The sequence below is a fragment of the Blastococcus sp. SYSU DS0533 genome, from assembly GCF_054050775.1.
In genome coordinates this window covers 35821-55146 of the sequence record NZ_JBJGZZ010000014.1, presented here as the reverse complement: position 1 = coordinate 55146, position 19326 = coordinate 35821, and the positions used below count along the sequence as shown (strand labels likewise).

Here is a 19326-nt window from a genome sequence, read left to right as displayed (position 1 = left end):
GGGGATACGTGCTGGTCAGACCGCGAGTCTCTTAACAGAACCCGTGACGACTCGCCGGGCGGGCCGGAAAATTCACTCGAACGGGCTTGGCGTTACGGAACCGTGACGCTACCTTGGCCGCGTGTCACGAAACGCTCACCGACAGTGGCGAAGCCTCCGACCCGGTCGTCGCCGGCGCCTCTCCCGGCGCCGCCTGACGCAGCTCCTGCTCGCCCTCGTCGGGATCCTTCCCCTCAGCTACCCGCTCGTGCAGGACGGGGGCACCAGCCCCGCGGCGCAGCAGTCGCCGCCGGCCGTCGAGTCCCCCGACTCGCGCCCCGCGCCGCAGCAGTCCCCGGTCGCCCCTGAGGCCCCGGCCGTCGAGACCCCGGCCGACCCGGCCGCCGGCGAGCAGGTCGAGGCCCCGGCCGTGACCGAGCAGCCGGCCACGGTCGCCGGCTCGCGCACCGGTACGGGCCCGGGCTCCACCGCCACCACCCCGGCCCCCGTCCCGACCACCCCGGCCGCGACCACCCCGGCCACCCCGAGCACGACCACCGCGCCGCCCGCCCGCGCGACGACCCCGTCGACCGGCGCCCTCAGCTGGGCCCCGCCGGCCGGCTGGCAGAACTACCCGGTCCACAACGTCACCCCGAGCAACTCGGTCACGACCATCGGGGCCAGGAACGGCGACGTCCTCATCAAGCTGCCTGCCGACCGCCCGGCCGGGCCGATCACCATCGCCAACTGCCGCAACGCCGTCATCATGGGCGGGCAGATCACCGTCGCGCCCACCGCCCGCTTCGGCAACGACGACCAGCGCGCCATCTACGTGCACAAGTGCACCGGCACCGTGCACATCGAGGGCGTCCTCATCAACGGCAACGTCCCGGGGTCCCAGGCCGACGGCATCGCCGTCAACGCCCCCGAGGCCACCGTGCAGATCCAGAACGTCCGCATGGAGGCCCTGCGCGGCACCTACTCGGTGAACCACGCCGACGTCTTCCAGCCGTGGGGCGGGGTGCGCGAGTACCGGATCGACCGGCTCAGCGGCACGACCAACTACCAGGGCATCCAGGTCCGCCAGGACCTCGGCGCCATCGGCAAGGGCACCATCCGGAACACCAACGTCGGCAGCTCCGGGGTGACCCCGATCGAGCGGGGCGGGCAGTTCATCCGCATCGACTGCGACACCTACCCGCTGTCGCTGGAGAACGTCTTCATCGACCCGCGCTCCGGCCGGGACATGGGCTACAGCGTGTGGCCGCAGACCGATGACCGCAGCTGCCCCGCGAAGATCAGCAACGGCGTCGTCTCCTGGCCGTCGATCGGGAACCTGAGCGGGACCCTCACGCAGGGCAAGCCCGCGTCGGGTGACTTCGTCCCGGCCGGCACCGTCGGCATCGGGTACGTCAGCCCCGGTTACCGCTGACCTGACCACCCCCGAGGGGCGGGTGCCGCGCGAGGAGCGCGGCGCCCGCCCCTCCGTCGTCCTAGTAGGCGCCGCGGCCGGTGAAGACCGCCCCCACGGTCCGCCACAGGATCATCAGGTCCAGCGCCAGCGACCAGTTCTCCACGTAGTGGATGTCGAGCCGCACCGAGTCGGTCCAGGACAGGTCGGAGCGGCCGCTCACCTGCCAGAGCCCGGTCAGGCCGGGCTTGACCACCAGCCGGCGGTGCATCTCGACTCCGTACCGCTCGACCTCCGAGGGCAGCGGAGGGCGCGGCCCGACCAGCGACATCTCGCCTCGCACGATGTTGAGCAGCTGGGGCAGCTCGTCGATCGAGTACCGCCGCAGCACCCGGCCGACCCGCGTCACCCGCGGGTCGCGGCGCATCTTGAACAGCACGCCGTTGCCCTCGTCCACAGCCGCCAACCGGGCGACCTGGCGATCCGCCCCGACGTGCATGCTGCGGAACTTCAGCATCGAGAAGCGGCGGCCGTCGCGGCCCACCCGCTCCTGGCGGAACAGCACCGGCCCGGGGCTGTCGAACCGGACGGCCACCGCCGCGGCGGCGAGGACCGGCGCGAGCAGCAGCAGGAGCAGCACGGCCGAGGTCCGGTCGAACGACTCCTTGACCAGCCGGTGGAGGCCGCGCAGTTCGGGCCGCTCCATCTGCAGCAGGGAGAGCCCGCAGACCGGACGCACGCGGATGCGCGGGCCGGCGATCTCGGAGACCGACGGCGCGAGCAGCAGGTCGGCCTCGGTCTTCTCCAGCTCCCAACCCAGCCGGCGTAGCGCCGCGCCGTCCAGCTCGGGGGACGGCAGGACGGCCACGGTGTCGACCTGGTAGCGCTCCACGACGTCGACCACCTCGTCGAGGTCGCCCAGGACCGGCAGCCCGCCGGGGCCGCCGCCGAGGCCGGAGCCGTGCGGCAGGCAGTACCCGATCACGCGGTAGCCCCCGTCGGCCTCGCGGTGCAGCTGCTCCCGCAGCGCCGCCACGCCGTTGCGGTGCCCGACGAGCAGCGTCGTCTGCTGGAAGCGCCCGTGCGCCCGCTGGCGGCGCAGCCACACGCGGTGCGCCTGGCGGTGGGCCAGGGTGAGGAGCGTGGCCAGCGGCAGCGCGACGACGACGAAGCCACGTGCGACCTCGAGCTTCAGGCCCCACGAGACCGTGCCCACGATGGCCAGGAGCAGCGCGGCGGCGAAGAAGACCCGGCGGAACTCCTCCGGGCCCTCCCAGAGGTAGCGGCTCTCGTAGCTGCGTGCCACCACCATGGCGAACACCCACACCGCCGGCAGGGCGACCGCGATCGCGAGGGACGCGGTGGTGACCCCGACGTCCGCCGGGGCGAAGCGGGCGAGCAGCCCGCTGCCGGCGGCCGCGATCGCGCAGAGCGCGTCCCACACGACGAGCCGGCGGACGTAGGGGCCGCGCCAGGCCCGGCGTGCGGCGGTGCCGGGCCCGCGCAGCCCGTCGGGCCGGGGCAGCCGCGGGAGCGGCGCGGACGGGTGCTGGGTGAGGTGGTCGGACGGAACGGCTTCACTGCTCATCGCGGAAGATCCCTGCGGTGCGAACGGCGGTCCGGCACCCGGTGCGGAGAAGTCACCGGGGGCGGTCGCGCGCGTGCGGAGTCATGGACTGGTCGACGAGCCGATCGGAGGACCGGCGGGGCAGGACGGAGGGGGTGCGCCCGTCAGTCGGGGCTGGCACCCGGGTCCTCGACGCGGCCCAGGAGGACGGCGTCGTGCCCGCGGGCGGTCCGGATGGAACCGGCGAGGAAGGCGGGGAAGCCCGCGTCGAGCACCGCCAGCGCGGCGTCCGCGTGGTCGGTGTGGTGGCCGGCGCCGCACGACTGACCGCTCGTGGCCGAGGCCGAGGCGGGGCCCACCGGAGCGGGCGCGTGCACCGGCGCGACCGGGGTCGCCGGCGGGCTGTGCGGGGGAGGTCGGCGCACCGGTGGCGCCGCGGGTGTGGGTGGGGCGTCGCCCGGTGGGGTCCGGCCCAGGCCCGTCGCACCCACCTGCACGGGGGCGGCGGCGGCCGACGCGGACACCGCCACGACGGTCCCCGTCGCGGTCCCGGGGGCGCACACGGGCGACGGGGCCGGCAGGGCGGGCGGGGCATCGCCGGGCACCGCCGCTCCGTCGGCCGGTTCGTCGGTGGCCGCGGGGGCGGCAGCCGGGTCCTCCGCCGCCTCGGCGGGCAGGTCGGCGGGCGCGGGCGCCGACGCGGCGGTTCCGGTGGCCGGCTCGGCGGTGGCGGTGGCGTCGGTGGCCGGGTCGTCGGTCGCGGGCACCTCGGTGGCCGGATCGTCGGTGGCGGGGACGTCGCTGCCCTCGTCGGTGACCGGGGCCGGGTCGGCCGGTACCTCGGCCGCGGGGTCCGCCGGGGTCTCGCCGGCGGGCGCCTCCTCTGCAGGCGGCGCCTCGGCCGGGGTCTCGGTGGAGGTCTCCACCGGCGTCTCGGTGGGGGTCTCCACCGGCGTCTCGGTCGGGGTCTCCACCGGGCCCTCGCCGGCGGCCGGCTCCTCGGTGGGGGTCCCGGTCGGCGTCTCGCCGGTGGCCGGCTCCTCGGCGGGCGGGGGGTCGGCCGGGACGGTGGGCGGGTCCACCGGCTCCGCGGGCGGGTCGGCCGGCGTCGTCGGCGGGTCCACCGGGTCCTCGGGCGCCGGCGGGGGGGCGGCCGGCTCCGCGGGCGGGTCAACCGGCTCGGCCGGCGGGTCCGCCGGAACCTCCGGCGGCGGGTCGGCGGCGACGTCGGGCGCCGGGCCGGTGGGGTCCTCGGGCGGCGTCGTCACCGCTGCCGCCGCCGTGACGACGTGGGTGTCGCCCTCCGTGTGCACCCGGCCCTGGGCCCGGGCGGCGTCGTCGGTGGTGGCGGCGAGCGCCGTCCAGGCGCCCAGCAGGAGGAAGGCGGTGACCAGCACGCGCCAGGCCCAGCGCGCGGGCCCGGACGGGGCGGCGGCCGGCGTGCCGAGGCCGCGCGGTCCCCGCGCGTCTGGCCCCAGCCGGCCGATGGACATGCGGTCCCCCCTTGTCGCTCCTCTCCCGGACACCTTCGGCCGAAGTCTCGGCGAGGGGAACCAGGCCCGCGTGGCGTTCGGGTTAACAGCGGCCGTCTGCGGCCCGGCCTCACCGTCGGTGACCGGAGGGACTCGGAACGGCGTCGGGACGATGGGCATCCGGCGGGGCCTGGGCCGCCCCTCGGACGGGCGGGGCCACCGGCGAGGTCTCGGGCCGCACCGTCCGGGGCGACTACCGTCGTGCCCGGCACGACCCGCCGCAGCGCGGGGACCGGGCGCGGCAGCGTCGTCCGGTCGCGGATCCACGGCGGAGGTTCAGCAGGCGATGCGCATGCTCGTCACCGGGGGCGCGGGCTTCATCGGCGCCAACTTCGTGCACCAGACGTTGCGCGAGCACCCCGAGTTCGAGGTCACCGTGCTCGACGCGCTCACCTACGCCGGCAACGATGCCTCGCTGGCCCCGGTCCGCGACGACATCGAGTTCGTCCACGGCTCGGTGGCCGACGCCGACGTCGTCGACCGGCTGGTGGGCCGCTGCGACGTCGTCGTCCACTTCGCCGCCGAGAGCCACAACGACAACTCCCTGCGCGACCCCGCACCGTTCCTGCAGACGAACGTCGTCGGCACGTTCACGCTGCTCGAGGCGGTGCGCCGGCACGGCGCCCGCTACCACCACATCTCCACCGACGAGGTCTACGGCGACCTGGAGCTCGACGACCCGGCGAAGTTCACGCCGGAGACGCCGTACAACCCCAGCAGCCCGTACTCCTCGACCAAGGCCGGGTCGGACCTGCTGGTGCGGGCCTGGGTGCGCTCCTTCGGCATCCACGCCACCATCTCCAACTGCTCGAACAACTACGGGCCCTACCAGCACGTGGAGAAGTTCATCCCGCGGCAGGTCACCAACGTGCTCTGCGGGCTGCGGCCCAAGCTCTACGGGGCGGGCCAGAACGTGCGCGACTGGATCCACGTCGACGACCACAACTCGGCCGTGCACGCGATCCTCGACCGCGGCCGCTCCGGCGAGACCTACCTCATCGGCGCCGACGGCGAGAGGAACAACCTCGAGGTGCTCCAGCTGATCCTGGAGCTCACCGGGCAGCCGGCCGACGCCTTCGACCACGTCACCGACCGCGCCGGCCACGACCTGCGCTACGCCATCGACGCCACCAAGCTGCGCACGGAGCTGGGCTGGACCCCGCGCTACACCGAGTTCCGCGACGGCCTCGCGGCGACCGTCGACTGGTACCGGGCCAACGACGACTGGTGGCGGCCGCAGAAGGAGCAGGTCGAGGCCGCCTACGCCGCGCGCGGCCAGTGAACGCCGTCATCGTCGGCGCGGGCGGGCAGCTCGGCCGGGCATTGCGGCGCGAGTTCCCCGGCGCGGTCGCCCTCGACCGGGCCGCGCTCGACGTCACCGACGCCGCCGCGGTGGCGGCGTTCGACTGGGCCGGCGTCGACGTCGTGCTGAACGCCGCCGCCTGGACGGCGGTCGACGCCGCGGAGGACCCGGCCAACCTGGCCGCCGTCCGCGCGGCCAACGTCGACGCCGTCGGGCACCTGGCCCGGGCCGCCGACCGGGCCGGCGCCGCGCTGGTCCACCTCTCCAGCGAGTACGTCTTCGACGGCACGCACCCCGGGCCCATCCCCGAGGACCTCCCGCCCTCGCCGCTGTCGGTCTACGGCCGCAGCAAGGCCGACGGCGACGCCCGCGCCACCGCCGTCGAGCGGCACTGGCTGGTGCGCACCACCTGGGTGGTGGGGGACGGGGGCAACTTCGTGCGCACCATGGCCGCCCTGGCCGACCGCGGCGTCTCGCCCTCGGTGGTCGACGACCAGATCGGCCGGCTCACCTTCACGGCCGACCTCGCCGCCGGCATCCGCCACCTGGTCGGCACCGGCGCGCCCTACGGCACCTACAACCTCACCGGCGACGGCGAGCCGGTGTCGTGGGCCGACGTCGCCGCGCTGGTGTTCACCGCGCGCGGCCGCTCCGCCGACGACGTCGTGCGGGTGAGCACCGCCGAGTACTTCGCCGGCCGCACCGGCGTCGCGCCGCGGCCGCTGAACTCCGTCCTCGACCTGAGCAGGATCCGCGCCACCGGCTTCCGGCCGGAGCACTGGCGCGACGGGCTGGCGCACCACCTCGCCGGTCCCAGCTGACCCCGCCGCCCCGCCGGTCACGACGCGTGCGGCGCCGACGTCAAGCTCGACCGCCGTCCTGCCGATGGTCACCGCGTGTGGTGGGCCTGGATCGTCGGTGGACTCGTCGTGTGGATGGCGGTCGCCGCGGTCCTGGGTGTGCTGCTCGGGAAGGTGATCCGCCGGGCCGACGAGGTCGCGGCGCCGTCCTGGACCGACCCGGTTCCCGCGGTGCAGCCGGTCACGGCCGTGCGCACCCGCCGCCGCGCCGTCCCGCTGCCCCCGGTCGGGGTCGGCCTGGCCGCTGCGGCGGTGACGCTCATGGCCACCGGCTTCGTGCTCCGCCTGAACGGGGCGACCGGCTCCGCCGCGCAGCTGCTCTCGATGGACGCCCCCTTCTCCCTGCCCCGCCTGTTCGTCGCCGGGCTCTTCGCCGCCGCCGCGATCGCCGCCGTGGCCGGCGCCGCGCGCAACCCCGGCCGCCGCCCCTGGTGGCTGGCCGTGGGGGTGGTCGCCGCCGGCATCGCCTCGGTCAAGGCCGGTGGCACCGTGCACGCCGACGCGATGTACGCCCTGTACTCGGCCGTCGGCCGGCCCGCCGCCATCGCGGTCAGCGCGGTCGCCGCCCTCGCCGTCGTCGGCGCGCTGTTCTTCCTCAGCCGCACCGAGCGCCGCGACCGGCGCCGGGTCCTGGGCAGCCTCGCCGGCTACGGCGCCGCCTCCGTGGGACTCTCGGCGTTCTCCTCGCTCGCGCCCCGCTCGCTGCTGGTCACCGCCACCTTCGTGGAGGAGTCCGGCGAGGCGCTGGCCGGCGTCGCCTTCCTGGTCGCCGTGCTGATCGGTGTCGCGCCGCGGCTGGTCCTCCCGGCCGGCTGGGCGCTGCGCCGCACCGATGACGCCCTCGGCCTGGAGGTCGCGGACGTCCGCCCCGACCGCGCCGCGCAGGACCCCTCCGGCGCCTGACCCGCCGGTCCTGCGCTCAGGCGGCCGTCCAGGCCAGCAGGTCGTCGGCGGTCCGGGTGTTGATCACCCGGTCCACCGGGACGCCGCACTCCACCGCGCGCTCGCAGCCGTTGGACTGCCAGTCCAGCTGGCCGGGCGCGTGCGCGTCGGTGTCGACGGCGAACTCGCAGCCCAGCTCCACCGCCAGGGTGAGCAGCCGCCGCGGCGGGTCCAGCCGCTCGGGGCGGGAGTTGATCTCGACGGCGGTGCCGAACTCGACGCAGGCGGAGAACACCGCCTCGGCGTCGAACTGGCTCTCCGGCCGCGGCTTCTGCGTGCCGTTGCGCTGCCTGCGGCCGATGACCAGGCGGCCGGTGCAGTGCCCGAGGACGTCGGTGTGCGGGTTGGCGACGGCGGCGAGCATCCGCTCGGTCATCTGCGCCCCCGGGGCCCGCAGGTCGGAGTGCACGCTGGCGACGACGACGTCGAGCCGGCCGAGCAGCTCGTCGACCTGGTCCAGGGAGCCGTCGGTGTTGATGTCGCACTCGATGCCGGTGAGGATCCGGAAGGGGCTGAGCTCCTCGTTCAGCGCGGCGACGACGTCGAGCTGCTGCTCGAGGCGCTCGGGGCTCAGGCCGTTGGCGACGGTCAGCCGGGGGGAGTGGTCGGTGAGCGCCAGGTACTCGTGGCCCAGCGCCACGGCGGCCTCTGCCATCTCGCGGATCGGGCTGCCGCCGTCGGACCAGTCGGAGTGGGAGTGCAGGTCGCCCCGGAGCGCGGCGCGGAAGGCTGCGACCTCCGCGGCGGCCGGGAGCTCCCCGGCGTAGGTCTCCTCGAGCCCGGCCAGGTACTCGGGCACCTCACCGCGGTGCGCCTGGGCGATCGCCGTCGCCGTCTTCGGGCCGATGCCCTTGAGGTCCTTCAGCGTGCCGGTGCGGATGCGGCGGTCCAGCTCGGCCTCGTCCAGGCCGTCGACGACCGCCGCGGCCGTGCGGTAGGCGCTGACCCGGTAGGTGGCCTCGCGGGCGCGCTCCAGGAGGAAGGCGATCCTCCGGAGCGCGGCCGCGGGCGGGAGCGGGGTGCTCAGCTGAACACCTTCAGGGCTCCCTTGCCGGTCTTCTTGCCGGCCGTGCGGGAGGCCTTCTTCTGCGCCTTGAGGGCGCGCTTGGTGGCCTTCTCGTAGTTTTTCTCCGTGGCGTCGGCGGCCCGCTTCGCGGCGCGGCGGGTGCGGTAGCCGACCGACGGCTTGCCCTCGGTGTCGACGGCGGCCAGCAGCAGCCCGCCGAACAGGCCGGTGTTCTTCACGAAGTTCGAGATCTGCCCGAACTGCTCGGTCGGGTCGTCGTGCTCCCAGAACCGGTGCCCGGCCAGCGTGGTGGGCACGATCGAGGCCGACAGCACGATGGCCGTCAGCCGCGGGAACTTGTTCAGCGCGAACAGCGAGCCGGCGGCGACCTTGATCACCGCGTCCGCCTTCACCCACTGCTCGACGTCCCGGGGGAGCTCCACCGGGAGCTGCTTGTCGGCGGTCTCGGCGATCTTCTCGACCACGGGGCGCGCCCCCGGCACGCGGTCCTGCGGCTTGCGCAGGGTGCTGATGCCTCCGTAGATGAACGGGGTGGCGAGCAGGGGCCGGGCGATCCGGCGAACCAGCATGGGGAACCTCTTTCCTCGGAGGGCCAGGGGGCAGTCGCTGGGTGCACTGCCCCGAAGATCCACCCGGCAATCACCCGGTCGCGCCCGGGTCCGCAGTCCTCGCACCGGCCTCGGGGCGGGTGCCCTCGGTCACGCCTCCTGCCGGCGTCGTCGTCCGACCGCGCGCCGGACTCCCCGGCACACCGCGGGCCGGGATCCGCGCAGCTGCCACCCGCGCCGGGTGCAGGCGGCCACCGTGCTGCCCACGGCCAGGCCGGCCAGCACGTCGCCGGGGTAGTGCACGCCGACGTGCACCCGGGAGTAGCCGATGCCCAGGGCCAGCGGGGCGAGCGCGGCCCCGGCCGCGGGCGACTCCAGCGCCAGCCCCGTGACGAACGCCGCGGCCGAGCCGGAGTGCCCGCTGGGGAAGGACAGGCTGCCGGGTTCACGACGCAGCCGGCGATCGGTGCGCAGGTTCTCCAGGTCGGGGCGCACCCGGCCGAACAGCGGCTTGAGGACGGCGTTGACCAGCGCGCTCGTCAGCCCCATCGCGGCGGTGCCGCGCAGGGCGCCGCGGCGAAGCCGGCCACCGCGGGTGCTCAGGGCGAGCGCGACGAGCAGCCAGAGCTTGCCGTGGTCGGCCGCCGTGGACAGGTGGCGCAGCCAGCGGTCGGCCGGGGTCGTGGGGAGCCCGCCGACCCAGGCGTGCAGCCGCGCATCGAGGTCGCGGGGGTGGGGCACCCGCGGACGCTAACCGCCCCGCGGACGGTCCGCTCACCCGGTCGTGGGGCATCCTCCCTCGCCGTGGCGCGTCCTCCGTCGCGGTGGGCGGTGGGGGAGGACGCTCGTTGATCAGGTCCCCCGATCGTGGCCGGGGGTCAGCTCTTCTGGCGGGCGCGGTACGCGGCGACGGTCGAGCGGCTGGCGCAGGTGTTGGAGCAGTAGCGGCGGCTGGCGTTGCGCGAGGTGTCGACGTAGACGTCGTCGCAGCCCTCGGCCGAGCAGACGCCCAGGCGCTGCCATCCGTGCTGCACCACGACCTGGGACAGGCCCATCGCGACCGTCGTCGTCAACTGCTCGAGCGCCGGGGCGTCGGGGCGGGCGTAGTGCAGGTGCAGCTCGCCGTCGTGGTCGGTGGCGTACGGCCGCGGGCGGGCCAGGGCCAGCAGCTCGTTCAGCCGGATGAGGACGTCGTCCTGCGACTCCGCCAGCGCCACGGCGCGCACCAGCCGCGCGGCGACGGCGGTCTTCTCGACGTCGGAGGGCGCCAGGTCCAGCGACGTCCCGGTGGTGAACCACTTGTCGTGGGACGCCAGGAAGCGCGCCACGCCGTCGTCGGGCGCCAGGTCGGCGTTGGCCAGGTCGATGGCCAGCTCGACCGCGGTTGACCCGTAGGTGTCGTAGTCCAATTGACTCCCTACCGTCGAATCCCTAGTCTCGGGGCTGCGTAGGCGGTCAACGGTCTTTGACCGCCTACTGTTCCGTTCCCTGCAGTGCGAAACGAGTGCAAGCGTGCGTGCCTACCTCGCCGTCTGGCGGCTTCCCTCCGCCCCGGTGCTCCTCCTCTCCGGCTTCGCCGGCCGGCTGCCGTCGGCCATGGTGCCGCTGGCGCTGCTGCTCATGGTGCAGCAGCAGACCGGCTCCTACGCGATCGCCGGCCTGGCCGCGGCCACGCTCGGCGTCGCCTCGGCCGTCATGGCACCGGTGCTCGGCCGGGGCTCGCCGACCGGCGGGGCCCCCGCCCCATCCTGCTGACCCAGGCGGCGCTCTACCCGCTGCTGCTCGGGCTGCTGGTCGCGGTCACCCTCGGTGGCGCGCCCGACGTCGCGGTCGTCGCGGCCGCGGGCCTGGCCGGCGCGAGCACGCCGCTGGTCTCCGGCACCGTCCGCGCCCTCTGGTCGCGCACCGACCCGCGCAGCCGCCCCGCCGCCTACGCCCTCGACGCCACCGCCACCGAACTGGTCTTCGTGGTCGGCCCGACGCTGGTCGCCGCCCTGGCGGTGCTCGCCCGGCCGGCGTTCGCGGTGGGGCTCGCGGGTGGGCTGGCCGTCATCGGCGCGCTCGGCGTCGCACGCGCCGCGCGGTCCTGGGTCCCCTCGCCCGCTCCCTCGGCGGGGCTGTTGAGCACCGTGCTCGCCCCCGGCATGCCCCGCGTCCTGGTCAGCGGCTCGGCCGTGATGCTCGGCTTCGGCGCGCTCGAGGTCGCCATCCCGGCCTTCGCGGACTCCACCGGTAGCCCAGGGGTGTCGGGGCTCCTGCTGGCGGTCTGGTCGCTGGGCTCGGTCGCCGGTGGTCTCTGGTTCGGCGCCCGGGTGATGAGCGCGTCGCTGCCCCGGCAGTACCGCTGGCTGCTGTTCGGCGTCACCATCGGTCTCGCCCCGCTGGCCTGGGTGTCGAGCCCCTGGGCGCTGGGCGTGCTCCTCTTCCTCGGCGGGACGGCGATCGCGCCCACGCTGACGGTGCAGAACTCGCTGGTGGGCTCGCTCGCGCCGGTGCACGCCACCACCGAGGCGTTCACCTGGCTCTCGACGATCACGGTGGGCGCCTCGGCGATCGGGGCGGCCCTCGGGGGCGCGCTGATCGAGACCTCCGCCGGGGTGCCCGGGGCGCTGCTGCTGGCCTGTGCCGGAGCGGCCGCCGCCGTCGTCGTCACCCTGGTCCCCGGGCGCGGGCCGCGCGTCGCCGCCGTCCGCCGGGAGCCGGTCGCCGCGTGAGCCCGGGCCGGGTGGGACGAACTCGTGGTGATCGCCCGCCCGATGGCCACGGGTTCGTCGCACTCGCCCGGTACGGAGGGGGTGGCCCACCCCGGGGACAACCGGCCGCCGGGCGCTGGTAGTCTCTCTCCTCGGTGGTTCCGAGGTGACTCGAGCCCCGGGAGGCTTCGCCTAGTCCGGTCTATGGCGCCGCACTGCTAATGCGGTTTGGGTTAATCCCCATCCCGGGTTCAAATCCCGGAGCCTCCGCGCACGACAACTGAACACAGGCACCCGTAGCTCAACGGATAGAGCATCTGACTACGGATCAGAAGGTTAGGGGTTCGAATCCCTTCGGGTGCACGTCTGGTTGAGACACCGATCTGCCGCGCAGCCCCGACGGGGGCGGCGCGGCAGATTCGTTTTCCGGGCCCGGCGGGTGAGTCCGCCGCGGGCCGGGCCGGGCGCCTTCCTGCTCGCCCCGCAGCCCGGCTGCCGCCCGCTCCCGGTCCGCGGCCGGAGTCCATCCGCACCGCCGACCCGGGCTCCGCCACGCTCTGACCGAGGTCCGCATCAACGAGTAGTTACTCGGCTACCGTCGGTTGCGGTCGCCCGTGCATCGACGCCGATCCGGCTCCGCCCTCCCCCCCGGGAGGTCTGATCCGCTGGCATCCCGCCGTCGCGCCGCCGACCGCCTCGCCCGCGTTGCCGACCGATGAGGACCGACGTCGTGAACAAGCGCCACCTGGCCGCCCTGGCCGCCATGACCCTGCTCGGCGGGACCCCGCTCGCCGGTGCCGCCCTCGCGGCGCCCCGGCCCACGGCGACCCAGGTGCAGGCCGCGAGCGTGCTGGCCGCGCCGGGCGACCTCACCGGCGAGGTCGTCGGCCAGCGAGCGGTCCTCGACTGGTCGAGCGTGCCCGGGGCGCGCGACTACCTCGTCCTCGACGTCACCCGGAGCGCCGCAGGGCGCGTGGTCGGCTCCACCAGCGGCACGTCGTGGACCTCGGCGCGCCTGCCCCTGTCGACGCCGGCCTTCTCCTTCGTCGTCGTGGCGCGCGACCCGGCCAAGCGGGAGGGGGCCCGCACCGAGCCGGTGCAGGTCTTCCCGGGCGGGCAGCCGCCGGCCCCGGCCACCCCGACCGCCGAGCCGACGACCCCGCCGGCGACGGAGCCCACCACGCCGCCGACGGAGCCCACCACGCCGCCGGCGGACCCGACGACCGAGTCCACGAACCCGACCACCCCGCCCGCCGAGCCGACGACGGAGCTGGAGCTCGCCGCACCCGCGCCCACCCGCGTCTGGGGCTACGAGGACGCGACCGGCCTCATCCCGGCCCCGTGGGACGAGGTCCACTCCCTGCGGTCCGAGGCCCAGGGCCTGACCGCGGAGAACCCCTACCCCGGCCGCTCCCGGACGGCCTTCTTCACCGTCCACCCCGGGGACACGGGCTGGAACGGCACCAAGGGCACCCTGCGGTCGGAGGTGCGCGACTCGATCGCCGACTCCGGCGACGTGCGTCCCGGCGACGAGCAGTACTGGGCGTGGTCGACGTTCTTCCCGGCGGACCACGACTGGGACGAGCGCGGCCAGTTCCTGATCTTCACCCAGTGGCACCAGACGGTGAACTCGGGCAACCCGAACGTCCACTTCTGGTCCGACGTCGACGAGCACCTCATGGTCGACGTCCGCGGCGGCGCCGGCGGCCGGGTCGCGGGTGACGCGCAGTACGTCGAGACCTTCGACCTCGGTGCCATCGACAAGGGCGCCTGGAACGACCTCACGGTCCGCTTCGTGTGGTCCCCGGACCCCACGACGGGGCTGATCGAGGTCTGGCACCAGGGGGAGAAGGTGCTGTCGGACGACGTCGCCAACCTGTACACCGACCAGTCCGTCTACATCAAGCAGGGCATCTACTCGGCCGCCGGCACGGCACGGTCGCACTACCTGCAGCACGCACCGATCGGGTTCGGTCCCACCCTCGAGTCGGTCGCCTCGCTGAACAGGCTCCACCGACCGGTCGGCTGACCCGGCGACCGCCGCCCCGTCGCCGCGCCACGGGTGCCCGCTCCGCCGGTGAGGTCCCGCGGCGTGCGAGGACGACCCCCGGGGTGGACCCTGGCCGCGCCCTGGATCAAGATCAGGGACGGGCTCAGGGGTTTCCCTGATGTTCCACCACGTCTCCTCCGGAAGTCTCTCGGCCGACGGGACGCGCCCCGATGGTCGGGCCGGCCCGACCCCCGACCGGCCGGCTGGCGGGATGGGCGCACGCCCGCCCGACCAGCAGATCGACCTGCGGACACCCGCACACGGACAGGAGACGACGATGGATGGATCCCGCAACCTCGCGGGACGGGTCGGCCGGTGGAGCGCGCGGCACCGGAAGACGGCGGTGCTCGGCTGGCTGGCTGTCGTGCTGGCGGCCGTCGCCGTCGGGGCGTCCGTGCCGCAAGCCCAGCTGACCTCGGCCGAGCAGACCCTCGGCGAGCCCGCCCGCGCGCAGCAGATCCTCGCCGACAACGGCTGGGAGGAGCCCGCCTCCGAGATGGTCCTGGTGCAGCGGGAGGCCGACGTCCCCGAGGCGGCCGCCACCGCCGCACTCACCGACCTCGTCGACGAACTGCGCGCGACCCCGGAGGTCACCAACCTCGTCAGCCCGCTCGACGGCGCGCCGCTGGTGTCGGCCGACGGCCGCTCGGCGCTCGTCACCTTCGACCTCGCCGGTGACCCGGACGACGCCGCCGACCGGATCCCGCCGGTGCAGGCCGCCGTGGCCGCGGTCGCGGCCGCGCACGACGACGTCCGCGTGGAGCAGTTCGGCGGCACCAGCGCCGACCTCGCGCTGTCGGAGACCCTCGACGCCGACTTCCAGCGCGCCGAGCTGCTCTCCATCCCGATCACGCTCGCCGTCCTGCTGCTGACCTTCGGCGCGCTGGTGGCCGCCGTCCTCCCGCTGGTGTTCGCGCTGACGGCGTTCGTCGGAGCCCTCGGCCTGCTGAGCCTCACCAGCCAGATCTGGCACGTCGACCAGACCGCGCAGATCGTGATGCTGCTCATCGGCCTGGCCGTCGGCGTGGACTACTCGCTCTTCTACCTCAAGCGCGAGCGCGAGGAGCGGGCCAAGGGCGCCGGCCCGGTGGACGCCCTCGACATCGCCGCGGCGACCTCCGGGCACTCGGTGCTCATCTCAGGCATCACCGTCATGGTGGCCATGGCCGGCATGTTCCTCACCGGCTTCTCGGTGTTCACCGGCGTCGCCTCGGCCACGATCCTGGTCGTCGCCTGCTCGGTGCTCGGCTCGCTGACCGTGCTGCCGGCGATGATGGCCTGGCTCGGCGACCGGGTGGAGAAGGGCCGGCTGCCGTTCCTGCGCCGCCGGCGGGAGGGTCGGCCCGGCCGGTTCTGGCCCGTCGTCCTCGGGGCGGTGCTGCGCCGGCCGCTGGTCGCCGCCGTCCTCGCCGGTGGTGCCCTCGTCGGGCTGGCCGTCCCGGCGGCGTCGATGGACCTCCGCGCCGAGGGCGTCCAGGACCTGCCGCAGGACCTCGCGGTGATCCAGACCTACAACCGGATCACCGAGGCGTTCCCGGGCGGCCCCTCACCCGCCGAGGTGGTGATCGAGGCGCCGGACGTCGCCGCCCCGCAGGTGCAGTCCGGCATCGCGGAGCTGCGCGAGCGCGCCCTGGCCAGCGGGCAGATGAACGAGCCGATCGCCGTCGAGGCCAACGAGGCCGGCACCGTCGCCGTCGTCAGCGTGCCGCTGGTCGGGGACGGCGAGGAGGTGGCCTCCCGCGACGCCCTGGCGACGCTGGCCGACGTCCTGGTGCCCGCGACCGTGGGCTCGCTGGAGGACGTCACCGCCGTCGTCAGCGGCGGCACCGCGTACTCGGTCGCCTTCGACGAGCTGATGGCCGAGCGCACGCCGTGGGTGTTCGGCTTCGTCCTGGTGCTGGCCTTCCTGCTGCTGCTGGTCTCGTTCCGCTCGGTCACCGTCGCGGTCACCGCGATCGTGCTGAACCTGCTCAGCGTGGCCGCCGCGTACGGCGTGATGGTGCTGGTCTTCCAGGAGGGCCTCGGTGCCGGGCTCATCGGCCTGGACGGCACCAGCGCGATCGTGAACTGGATCCCGCTGTTCCTGTTCGTGATCCTCTTCGGCCTGTCGATGGACTACCACGTCTTCATCCTCAGCCGGATCCGCGAGGCCCGGGACCGCGGCCTGGCCACGCGGGACGCCGTCGCGCAGGGCATCACCGCCTCGGCCGGGGTGGTCACCAGCGCCGCGGTGATCATGGTGTTCGTCTTCCTGACCTTCGTGACGCTGTCGATGACGAGCATGAAGCAGATCGGGCTGGGGCTGGCGGTCGCGGTGCTGCTGGACGCCACCGTCGTCCGGGCGCTGCTGCTGCCGGCCGTGATGCAGCTGCTGGGGGAGCGCAACTGGTACCTCCCGCGCTGGCTGGCCTGGCTGCCGTCGGTCCGCCACGAGCCGGTCGCCGCGCCGCCTGCCGCGGTGGTCCCGGTGCCGCGCCGGGAGGTGGTGGACGAGCACCTGGTGCTCTCCGGTGACTGAGCCGCCCGCCCGCTCCGGGGGTCGAGCTCGCGATCGAGGGTCCGCCAGGGCTCGCGGACCGCGGGGTCGGCCCCCGGGGCCGTACCGGGCCCCCGTGCAGTTTGCGATCGCGTGACAGACGGGACGTTCGGATGGCATCGGGCGATCCGAGGGGTACCGAGGAACACGGCCCCGCCCGCGGGAGCCGCCGTTGCCCCCTGCGCCGAGGAGTTCCGTGCCGCCCCGTCCCGTGCCCGACGGCCTACCGCTGCCCGGGGTGGAGGAGGCGCCCGTCCCGCGCCGCCGGCGGGGGCGCGCACTGCTCGACCTGCTGCTCGCGGTCACGCTGGGCGGGGCGCTGCTCGCCGGCTTCGCGCTCCCGGTCGTGGGCGGGGCCACGCTGGCCACGCGCACCGGTAGCGAGCTGATGCGCCCGGTCGGCGACGAGCTGCTCGACCGGACGCCGCCCGGCAACACCCGCGTGCTCGCCGCGGACGGCTCCCTCATCGCCGAGTTCTACCGGCGCAACCGCACCGTGGTGCCCAGCGAGGCGATCGCCCCGGTGATGAAGGACGCGCTGGTCGCCATCGAGGACAGCCGCTTCTTCTCCCACAGCGGCGTCGACGGCAAGGGCCTCGCCCGCGCCCTGCTGCGCAACCTCAGCGCCGGGGAGGTGGTCGAGGGCGGCTCGACCCTCACCCAGCAGCTGGTCAAGCAGATCCGGCTGCAGACGGCGGCCGACCCGGATGCGCGGCAGGCCGCGATCGACGAGAGCATCGGCCGCAAGCTGCGGGAGGCCCAGCTCGCCCTGGCGCTCGAGCAGGACTACACCAAGGACGAGATCCTCACCCGGTACCTGAACCGGGTGTACTTCGGCGCCGGTGCCTACGGCGTCGCCGCGGCGGCCGAGACCTACTTCGGCGTGACGCCGGACGCGCTGACGCTCGCCCAGGCCGCCACGCTCGCCGGGCTGGTGCAGAGCCCCGCCGAGTACGACCCGTTCGTGGCCGTCGACCGGGCCACCGAGCGCCGCGACGTCGTCCTCGCCCGGATGGCCGAGCTCGGCCTGGCCGACCAGGCCGCCGTCGAGGAGGCCCGCAGCGCCCCGGTCGTCGTGACGCCCGGTGACGGGGCGCCGCGCGGCTGCCGGGAGGTCCGGCTCGGGGCCTTCTTCTGCGACTACGTCCTCAGCTACCTGACCGGCACCCTGGGCATCTCGCGCGAGCAGATCGAGACCGGCGGCCTCACCGTCGAGACGACGCTGGACCCGGCGGTCCAGCGGGCGGGGGACGACGCCGTCCTGGGGACCCTGGCCCGGGAGGACTCGCGCGCCGGCATCTACACGGCGGTGGAGCCCGGTACCGGCCGGGTGCTCGCCATGGCGGTCAACCGGATCTTCGGCGCCGCCGAGGGCGACCCGACGCAGACGACGGTCAACCTCAACGTCGTGGCCGGCCAGGGCACCGGGTCGACCTACAAGGTCTTCACCGCGGCGGCCGCGCTCGAGCAGGGTTTCGGGCTCGACCACGTCATCACGACGCCCGACCCCTACGTGTCGACGGTCTACCGCGACGGTGACGGGCCCTACGACGTCGAGAACGCCGGCCGCTACCGCCAGCGGCTGGACATGGAGCAGGCGCTCTACATGTCCTCGAACACCTACTTCCTGGCGCTGGAGGACCAGCTCGGCAGCGTCGAGGCGCCGGTGCGCATGGCCCAGCGGCTGGGGCTGGCCTCGCTGGACCCGGTGGCCGACCAGGTCATCGCCGAGAACCGCGGCTCGTTCACCTTCGGCGCCGAGGCCACCAGCCCGCTGCACCTGGCCAACGCCTACGCGACCCTCGCCGCCGGCGGCACCCGCTGCGCGCCGACGGCGGTCGACCGGGTCCTCGACCGCGACGGCCAGCCGCTGCTCGGTGACGACGGGCAGCCGCTCGGCGGCCCCCGCTGCGAGGCCGAGGTCGTGGCCCCCGGGCTGGCGAACACCCTCAACCAGGCCCTGCGCAAGGACGTCGAGCCGGGGCACCCCGGGCAGACCGGCCGCCGCGCCTACGTCCCCGGGCACCAGATCGCCGGCAAGACCGGGACCACGCAGGACAACTTCTCCGTCACCTTCGTCGGCTACACCCCGCAGATCGCGGCGAGCGTGATGGTCTACAACCCCGTGGAGAACCAGGACGTCGGTGGCTTCGGCGGTGGCATGCCCGCCCGGATCTGGCACGACGCCATGCAGCCGGTCCTGAGCGCCCGGGAGCCGGTCCCCTTCCCGCCGGCCGATCCGTTCTACGTCGAGGGCACCCGGGAGACGGTGCCGGGCGGTTGCGTCGGCCGGTCCGCCGACCGGTGCCGCGCCCTGCTCGGATCACGGGACCTGGGCGCAGCCGTGGTGCGCGTCGACAGCGCCCGCCCGCCGGGCGTCGTCGTCGGGGTCGACCCCGGTCCCGGGGCCATCCTCGACCGGAGCCAGCCGGTGACGGTGCTGGTCAGCAACGGCGCCCGGTGGACCCCGCCGCCGCCGCCCCCGCCTGCGCCGGAGCCGCCGCCGCCGCCCGCGCCGGAGCCGCCGCCTCCGCCCCCGCCGCCTGCGCCGGAGCCGCCCCCGCCTGCGCCGGAGCCGCCGCCTCCGCCCCCGCCGCCTGCGCCGGAGCCGCCCCCGCCTGCGCCGGAGCCGCCGCCTCCGCCCCCGCCGCCTGCGCCGGAGCCCCCGCGGCCGCCGTCCGAGCCGCCGCGGCCGCCGTCGGAGCCGCCGCGGCCGCCGTCGGAGCCGGAGCCCCCGCGGCCGCCGTCCGAGCCGCCGCCGCCCCCGCCTGCGCCGGAGCCCCCGCCTGCGCCGGAGCCGCCCCCGCCTGCGCCGGAGCCCCCGCGGCCGCCGTCCGAGCCCACGACGCCACCGGGCGCGGTCCGGTAGGAGGGAGAG

The 19326-nt window shown here is 75.2% G+C and carries 15 protein-coding genes and 2 tRNA genes; 11 read left to right on the top strand and 6 right to left on the bottom strand.

Translation table 11 applies throughout. The annotated features are described in order from the left end of the window. Window positions 1–247 precede the first annotated feature (247 nt). Window positions 248–1411 carry a hypothetical protein gene (locus ACI79W_RS15800; protein ID WP_456563039.1) on the top strand — a complete coding sequence of 388 codons (1164 nt, stop codon included), beginning with the start codon at window positions 248–250 and terminating at the stop codon, window positions 1409–1411. A 61-nt stretch (window positions 1412–1472) separates the two neighbouring features. On the opposite strand, the gene ACI79W_RS15795 is transcribed toward ACI79W_RS15800, so the two are convergent. Further along, entirely contained in the window at window positions 1473–2978 is a 1506-nt protein-coding gene (locus tag ACI79W_RS15795; protein ID WP_456563038.1) for a sugar transferase, read from the bottom strand. 143 nt (window positions 2979–3121) lie between these two features. Further along, window positions 3122–4450 carry a hypothetical protein gene (locus tag ACI79W_RS15790; RefSeq protein WP_456563037.1) on the bottom strand — a complete coding sequence of 443 codons (1329 nt, stop codon included), beginning with the start codon at window positions 4448–4450 and terminating at the stop codon, window positions 3122–3124. 325 nt (window positions 4451–4775) lie between these two features. Here ACI79W_RS15790 and rfbB point away from each other — a divergent pair, with 325 nt between their 5' ends. From rfbB to ACI79W_RS15775, 3 genes are all read left to right on the top strand, one after another. After that, on the top strand, window positions 4776–5771 hold the full coding sequence (gene rfbB, locus ACI79W_RS15785) for a dTDP-glucose 4,6-dehydratase (RefSeq protein WP_456563036.1): 996 nt from the start codon (window positions 4776–4778) through the stop codon (window positions 5769–5771). Then, a complete protein-coding gene (locus ACI79W_RS15780; RefSeq protein ID WP_456563035.1) occupies window positions 5768–6613 on the top strand; it encodes an SDR family oxidoreductase in 846 nt (281 codons plus the stop codon). The genes rfbB and ACI79W_RS15780 overlap by 4 nt, the downstream gene beginning before the upstream one ends. Before the next feature lie 75 nt (window positions 6614–6688). Next, the gene (locus ACI79W_RS15775) at window positions 6689–7555 is read left to right on the top strand and encodes a hypothetical protein (RefSeq protein WP_456563034.1); all 867 of its coding nucleotides are present in this window, start codon (window positions 6689–6691) and stop codon (window positions 7553–7555) included. A 16-nt stretch (window positions 7556–7571) separates the two neighbouring features. Here ACI79W_RS15775 and ACI79W_RS15770 read toward each other — a convergent pair whose 3' ends face one another. From ACI79W_RS15770 to ACI79W_RS15755, 4 genes are all read right to left on the bottom strand, one after another. After that, the gene (locus tag ACI79W_RS15770; RefSeq protein ID WP_456563077.1) at window positions 7572–8621 is read right to left on the bottom strand and encodes a PHP domain-containing protein; all 1050 of its coding nucleotides are present in this window, start codon (window positions 8619–8621) and stop codon (window positions 7572–7574) included. Beyond that, entirely contained in the window at window positions 8618–9190 is a 573-nt protein-coding gene (locus ACI79W_RS15765; protein WP_456563033.1) for a DoxX family protein, read from the bottom strand. Before ACI79W_RS15765 ends, ACI79W_RS15770 begins: the two co-directional genes overlap by 4 nt. A gap of 129 nt (window positions 9191–9319) precedes the next feature. Next, window positions 9320–9910 (bottom strand): phosphatase PAP2 family protein, encoded by a 591-nt coding sequence (locus tag ACI79W_RS15760; RefSeq protein ID WP_456563032.1) that lies wholly within the window; start codon window positions 9908–9910, stop codon window positions 9320–9322. A 137-nt stretch (window positions 9911–10047) separates the two neighbouring features. Beyond that, window positions 10048–10578, bottom strand: coding sequence for a CGNR zinc finger domain-containing protein (locus tag ACI79W_RS15755; protein WP_456563031.1), 531 nt, complete (start codon window positions 10576–10578; stop codon window positions 10048–10050). A gap of 103 nt (window positions 10579–10681) precedes the next feature. Between ACI79W_RS15755 and ACI79W_RS15750 the strand changes: the two genes are divergently transcribed. From ACI79W_RS15750 to ACI79W_RS15720, 7 genes are all read left to right on the top strand, one after another. Beyond that, window positions 10682–10924, top strand: coding sequence for a hypothetical protein (locus tag ACI79W_RS15750; RefSeq protein WP_456563030.1), 243 nt, complete (start codon window positions 10682–10684; stop codon window positions 10922–10924). Window positions 10925–11136: 212 nt separating this feature from the next. Continuing rightward, window positions 11137–11883 carry an MFS transporter gene (locus ACI79W_RS15745; protein ID WP_456563029.1) on the top strand — a complete coding sequence of 249 codons (747 nt, stop codon included), beginning with the start codon at window positions 11137–11139 and terminating at the stop codon, window positions 11881–11883. Between the two features lie 160 nt (window positions 11884–12043). Further along, a tRNA-Ser gene (locus ACI79W_RS15740) sits at window positions 12044–12132 on the top strand. A 20-nt stretch (window positions 12133–12152) separates the two neighbouring features. Continuing rightward, window positions 12153–12225 (top strand) — tRNA-Arg (locus ACI79W_RS15735). 367 nt (window positions 12226–12592) lie between these two features. Beyond that, on the top strand, window positions 12593–13891 hold the full coding sequence (locus tag ACI79W_RS15730) for a heparin lyase I family protein (RefSeq protein WP_456563028.1): 1299 nt from the start codon (window positions 12593–12595) through the stop codon (window positions 13889–13891). Window positions 13892–14189: 298 nt separating this feature from the next. Beyond that, window positions 14190–16430, top strand: coding sequence for an MMPL family transporter (locus ACI79W_RS15725; protein WP_456563027.1), 2241 nt, complete (start codon window positions 14190–14192; stop codon window positions 16428–16430). Window positions 16431–16644: 214 nt separating this feature from the next. After that, window positions 16645–19317 carry a transglycosylase domain-containing protein gene (locus tag ACI79W_RS15720; RefSeq protein ID WP_456563026.1) on the top strand — a complete coding sequence of 891 codons (2673 nt, stop codon included), beginning with the start codon at window positions 16645–16647 and terminating at the stop codon, window positions 19315–19317. Window positions 19318–19326 lie beyond the last annotated feature (9 nt).